Source organism: Streptodolium elevatio, assembly GCF_053592165.1.
In genome coordinates this window covers 1-5,021 of the sequence record NZ_JBSFVE010000061.1, presented here as the reverse complement: position 1 = coordinate 5,021, position 5,021 = coordinate 1, and the positions used below count along the sequence as shown (strand labels likewise).

Below are 5,021 nucleotides of genomic sequence, written 5' to 3'. Positions count from 1 at the left end.
GGCTTCTTCTTCCCCATGCTCTCCATGATGGACATCCTCCCCAAGAGGCCGCAGCCCCTCAGCCAGGGTGTCCGTCAAAACGGATCAAGCCCAGCTGCCGTCAGGAACGAATCGGATATGCGCCTTGCACTTCTGCTCCAGATCCTGGGCGTTGTCAGGGGGTTGGGCCAGCGTGATCTTCCCGTAGATGGGTTCGTGGTGATACCAACGCATGCTGCACCAAGCGAAAGACCAGTCCGACCCGAGTACGGCAGCGGAAACGTGTTTGATGGCGGTCCGGCACTTCGCGGTAGCAGTCTCCCTGGCGTCCCTCGATCTGGAGGAAGCGTCGGCCTGACGTTGGTCACCCACAGGGGTGTTCCGCTTCCCGGGAGCATTCCGAGCCAGGACAAGCCGGGAGAACGCCCGCAGCCTCGTTCAGCCCACCGACACTGCGGGAGTGATCCCTTCACGGCGTAGTCGCTGAACTGTCGCTCGGTCTGCCGCCAGTCCGGCTGCGGTGATCCTGGCACTGTGAAATCGGCGCGTCGTCCCGTTGGCGGTGACACACCGTTCGTCGGGGCCAGAGTCGCAGGTGGGGCACGCGCGCCGGTGAACCGTCTGGACTTGCGTGGCATGCAGTCGGGCGGCAGCTTCGCGGCGCTTGGTCTCGGCTGCCGCCTCACGCACCGGAGTGCGGTGGTGTGGGCATGTGCTGATCGTCACCCGCCATCCGCAGGGCGTCCCGTTCTTCTTCGGCTGCCCGCACAGGTCTTGGTCGTCGACGTTGTGGAATGTGCAGTAGCCGTTCCCGACTGCGGTAATGGGGCACCGGTAGCCGCCCCTCAGGACCCAGGTTCGCCCGGCACCGCCAAGGTTCAGTTCCAGTGTCGCCTTCTGGTTGCCAGGCGTGAGCTGGGCACGGCAGGCCTGCCTCCTCGACCGGCTCCTCGCATGTCTTCCCCCCAGCCTGCTCGACGCACGCCGAACGCGAGCTGGCGGCAAAGTAGTCAGCCAGCAGCGACAGTGCCTCCGGCACATCCGCACGGCCCGGATCTGCGGCGGCCTCGCACAGCACCCGCGCGACCACGCCGGCGGCGTCGGGGGCCATCGTCACGCTGAGGGGCGCGCCGGTTTTCGCGTCGCGCATCACCCGCAGCATGCCGGACGCAGCGATCACAGCCCGGATCGCCCTCGTGGTACCCACGCCAGCATCCTGCCGTGTGGTGCGACCGCCTTTCTGCCGCTGCCGGACAACGTCACCGGCACGGAGCAGCCAGCCGACCACACCGGAGTGGAGGACGGTGCGTTCCCCGTGGGAGTGCGCACGTACGAACTCACGCTCCCGCAGGGGGTTATCGGCAGGCGGCGAGGATCAGCCCGAGGTCCTCGTCCGGCAGACAGACCTCCCCGCAGTCCGGGTCGTCCGCGACGACCCGGATCGCCGGTTCCGCCGACGCGACCAGCGCAGCCGCATCACGGCGCTGGTGCGGCGGGCGGTGCTGCCTCGAGGGCCTTGTGCGCGCGGGTGGGGGCTCGGCGTGGTCCTGCCACGCCGCGGCGGTCACCGGGTCGGCGAGCGACCAGTGGTACAGCGCCAGCAGCCGCACCGCGTGCGGGTCTTCCGCACCCCCCGCGTAGCGCCACCAGAACGCGGCGGCGTCCGCGCGGCCGGTCAGGTAGAGCAGACACGCGAACACCACCGCCCCGGCGGGACCGTAGTCGTGCGAGAACGCGGAGACCAGCGCGGCCGCGTCGCGGTGCCGCACCGCCGCGACGCAGCAGGCCTCCAACTGCTGCTCCGCGCGGCGGCGCTCGGCTAACCCTCCCCTCCTTGGGTGTCGGCTGACGGCGTGGCGCCCGTCGAGACGGCGGACCCTTTGAAGAGGGGGTGGTTGGTGTGGTGGTGGAGTACGCCGGCGAGTTCGTCGCCGGCGATGCGGCCCGCGCGGCGGCGGGTTGCGGCGGTCAGGTCGTAGGCGGCGGTGTCCTCCTCCAGCGCGCGTCGGCGCGCGGCCAGCAGGTCGTCCAGGCGGTTCATGTGGTGCTCTCCTTGCGGGAGGGGGATATGGCGCGGGCCCGGGCCGGGGTGCGCGGCGGGCCGGTGTCGTCCAGGCCGAGTGCCGCGGCGAGGTGCTTGCGCGCCAGGTGCAGGTGGGAGCGCACCGCCGAGGCGGTGATGCCCAGTCGCGCGGCGACCTCGGCGGCGTCCAGGCCGATCAGGAAGTGCAGCCGGGCGCACTCCCGCTGGCGCAGCGGCAACCGGTCCAGTGCCGCGTCCAGGTCCGCGAACGCCGCCACGTGGTCGGACGGGTCCCCTGCCGGGTCGGACGGGTCCGGCGCGCCGGCTGCGGCGAAGTCCGTCGGGACGCAGCGTCGGGTGCGGCGGCGGCCGTCGACGATCTTCCCGTGCAGGACCTGGTAGGCGAGCGCGAGAGGCTGCTCGTGGCGCATCGCGCGGTCCCATATCTGGAACAGCCGCACCAGCGCCGCCTCGACGGCGTCCTCGGCGTCCGCGCGCTGCCCGGTATGCAAGAGCGCGTACCGCAGCAGCTCCCCCGCGTACAGCTCGTGGAACGCCCGGAAGCTCGCCGGGAGCAACGCCGCCACCGGGTCCGGGTTCTGCTCCGGGGTCGGGTCCTGGTCCACCACGACGCGGTCGGACGTGCGCCTCACCGGCACCGCCCATGCACCATGTGTCCGCCGCCCGCAGCCCCCGACATGAGAAGGCCACGGTTCTCCCCGCAGGCAGACAGGCGCCTTGCCGACCGTGATCGAATTCCATCACGGTCGGCAAGGGTGGCCGTGGCGTGGCCGGCTCGTGGCCGATCTGCACCTGCGGGCAGCTGAGGGTCGTTCGGCGCCGAGCAACCTGTACGCCCTACCCCATCGCCGTGCGTTCATGGGGCGACGGGCTACCTCCGACGTGCGGAGTACCCGGGAGCGGAGTGGCGTTCGTGGAAGACGTTGCGCTCGAGGGCGCGTCGACCGGGGTGGAGCCGCTCCTCGGCCGGGTATCCGACCGACATAAGCAAGGCAATGGCCAGGTCGTCTCTGTCTTCGATGCCGATCACCTTCTTGACCTTGGCTTCGTCCCAGCCGTTCATCGGCGAGGTGGCCAGGCCCATTTCGGTGGCCGCGAGCATCACGAAGGAGGCCGCGATCATCGCGTCCTTCACGGCGTACTCCCGCAGCAGACCCCGCTTGTCGAGGTCTTCCTGGAACGCCGTCGAGGCGGCCGAGAACATGGCCACGAACTCGTCGTTCCAGGCGCCGTTGCGAAGGGCCTGGTCATAGACGTCGCTGTGATCGTCACGCCAGGACTGCGGTTCCGCAACGAAGACCAGGATCACGGGGGCTTCCTGCGGCTGGGGTTGGCCTCCGCTGGCCCACGTCAGCCCGTCGCGGCCCTCTTCGCCGGTGACCACGACTATCGATCGGTCTTGCAGGTTCCAACTGGTGGGCGCCTCGACGGCAAGTTCGAGCAGCAAGGCCAGGGCGTCTTCGGGGATGGGATCGGGCCGGTAGTGGCGCACCGTGCGGCGGGTGCGGATCGCGTCCGCGACGGAGAGTGTGTGGCTTGTCATGACAACCACTATTGGAGAGTAACTCTCTTTGAGGAAGAGGGCACTAATTAGTGCGCTACTCTCCGTCTCATGACGACTGTGGTGGAATCCTCCGGCCTTCCAGCCGACGCCTACTCCGCGAAGTGCCCCACTCGCCAGGTCCTCGACCACATCGCCGGCAAGTGGACGGTCCTGATCGTGGACGCCCTCCTCGAAGGCACCATGCGCTACACCGACTTGAGCCGACGTATCGAGGGCGTCTCGCAGAAGATGCTCACCCAAACCCTGCGCAGCCTCGAAGCCGACGGATTCCTCACCCGCACGGTGCACCCGACCATCCCGCCCAGGGTCGAGTACGACCTCACCGCGCTGGGACAGAGCCTCGCCGAGCCGATCACCGCACTCCGGCAATGGACGGAAACCCACATCAACGAGATCGAACGAGCCCGCGCCCGCATCACCACAGCAGCCCAGCAAGAAGCCCCGACTCCCTGACCCAGGGCCGGAATGCCAGATCTCGCCACTCCCCGCGATGGCCACAGCCGCTACGCCGCCCGGCGCAGCTGTGATGTCCATAGTCGAGAGGGTGAGGAAGGCGGTGCCTGGAGCGTTCCACCTTCGGCCGGGCGCGCGTAACGGCGGTATTGGAAGCGACCGCACGGCGTGAGACGGGTAGGTTGCCCGCCAAGGGCGGGGAACAGCGTGACGCTTCAACTGCATCTGTTCCAGGGCTGGTTGAGTCTCGAGCGCTGGGGGCTGTGGGGCGGCCGCCCGGGCTGCCCAGCTTCCGAACGACCACGACGACGAGCGCCCCGCGCGCGGAGCGCGGAGAAGGAACCTGAACCGGGTTCGGCGAACCACTCCCGGCGGCCAGGGCGCGTGAACGAAGCGGTGCCGGCCCAGGAAATCCCTGGTCAGCCCGACAGCGCACCACCTACTCTCCGGACCATGCGCTCTGTGTTCTTCTTCCCCACAGGCGAGCGAGCCGCGACCGTCGCCGCCCTTGATCGGCACCTGCCCGCGCAGCGCTGCCCGTGGTTCCTGGAGGACGGTCTCTACATCGATATCGACGACCAACAGACCGGCTGCCTCTTCTCCGACTGGGAACCCGAGGAGATTGCGCTTCTCGACGCGGCCGTCGGGCACCACCCCGCCTGGGCGGTGCAGATCGACATCTCCGGGCGGATCGACGGCACCGCAGAGGTCCACCGCATGGCGGCGCTCTTGCTTGCGCAGGGAGGCGTGGCATTCGACGACTAACACCGAGCATCCCTGGACGCTCCAGGAAATCGAGTCCGGAGCAACCGTCGACGGCCTGCGATTCTTCGACTTCCGCGGCCACTACGAACGCTCCCGAGGGTGCTGACTCCCTGCTCAAGAACTAGTAGTGCTTTGTTAGCTCGGTCTGGGTTTGCGGTGGGCGGTGGGGCGTCTGCAGGTGGGGCAGGTGCCGTGCCAGGTGGCGAGGAGTTGTTG

General features: G+C 69.0%; 7 protein-coding genes. 2 read left to right on the top strand and 5 right to left on the bottom strand.

The genetic code is table 11. The features are described 5' to 3' along the window. Positions 1-417: 417 nt before the first annotated feature. The 5 genes from ACWD12_RS40780 to ACWD12_RS40760 all read right to left on the bottom strand — a co-directional run bounded on the left by ACWD12_RS40780 (position 418) and on the right by ACWD12_RS40760 (position 3,566). Positions 418-1,020 carry a zinc finger domain-containing protein gene (locus ACWD12_RS40780; RefSeq protein ID WP_450103921.1) on the bottom strand — a complete coding sequence of 201 codons (603 nt, stop codon included), beginning with the start codon at positions 1,018-1,020 and terminating at the stop codon, positions 418-420. 314 nt (positions 1,021-1,334) lie between these two features. Beyond that, complete coding sequence (locus ACWD12_RS40775) at positions 1,335-1,772, bottom strand: hypothetical protein (RefSeq protein WP_450103920.1); 438 nt, start codon at positions 1,770-1,772, stop codon at positions 1,335-1,337. A gap of 26 nt (positions 1,773-1,798) precedes the next feature. After that, a complete protein-coding gene (locus tag ACWD12_RS40770; RefSeq protein ID WP_450103919.1) occupies positions 1,799-2,020 on the bottom strand; it encodes a hypothetical protein in 222 nt (73 codons plus the stop codon). After that, positions 2,017-2,655 carry an RNA polymerase sigma factor gene (locus ACWD12_RS40765; protein ID WP_450103918.1) on the bottom strand — a complete coding sequence of 213 codons (639 nt, stop codon included), beginning with the start codon at positions 2,653-2,655 and terminating at the stop codon, positions 2,017-2,019. The genes ACWD12_RS40770 and ACWD12_RS40765 overlap by 4 nt, the downstream gene beginning before the upstream one ends. A 239-nt stretch (positions 2,656-2,894) precedes the next feature. Beyond that, entirely contained in the window at positions 2,895-3,566 is a 672-nt protein-coding gene (locus tag ACWD12_RS40760) for a nitroreductase family protein (RefSeq protein ID WP_450103917.1), read from the bottom strand. A gap of 69 nt (positions 3,567-3,635) precedes the next feature. Here ACWD12_RS40760 and ACWD12_RS40755 point away from each other — a divergent pair, with 69 nt between their 5' ends. Both ACWD12_RS40755 and ACWD12_RS40750 read left to right on the top strand, forming a co-directional pair. Beyond that, a complete protein-coding gene (locus ACWD12_RS40755; protein ID WP_450103916.1) occupies positions 3,636-4,040 on the top strand; it encodes a winged helix-turn-helix transcriptional regulator in 405 nt (134 codons plus the stop codon). A 453-nt stretch (positions 4,041-4,493) separates the two neighbouring features. Continuing rightward, complete coding sequence (locus ACWD12_RS40750; protein ID WP_450103915.1) at positions 4,494-4,805, top strand: hypothetical protein; 312 nt, start codon at positions 4,494-4,496, stop codon at positions 4,803-4,805. Positions 4,806-5,021: the final 216 nt, after the last annotated feature.

Excerpts from the sequence above, each read along its gene's own strand:
- ACWD12_RS40780 (WP_450103921.1), bottom strand. The coding sequence starts at position 1,020 with ATGTGCCGGAGGCACTGTCGCTGCTGGCTGACTACTTTGCCGCCAGCT.
- ACWD12_RS40770 (WP_450103919.1), bottom strand. The coding sequence starts at position 2,020 with ATGAACCGCCTGGACGACCTGCTGGCCGCGCGCCGACGCGCGCTGGAG.
- ACWD12_RS40760 (WP_450103917.1), bottom strand. The coding sequence starts at position 3,566 with ATGACAAGCCACACACTCTCCGTCGCGGACGCGATCCGCACCCGCCGC.
- ACWD12_RS40755 (WP_450103916.1), top strand. The coding sequence starts at position 3,636 with ATGACGACTGTGGTGGAATCCTCCGGCCTTCCAGCCGACGCCTACTCC.
- ACWD12_RS40750 (WP_450103915.1), top strand. The coding sequence starts at position 4,494 with ATGCGCTCTGTGTTCTTCTTCCCCACAGGCGAGCGAGCCGCGACCGTC.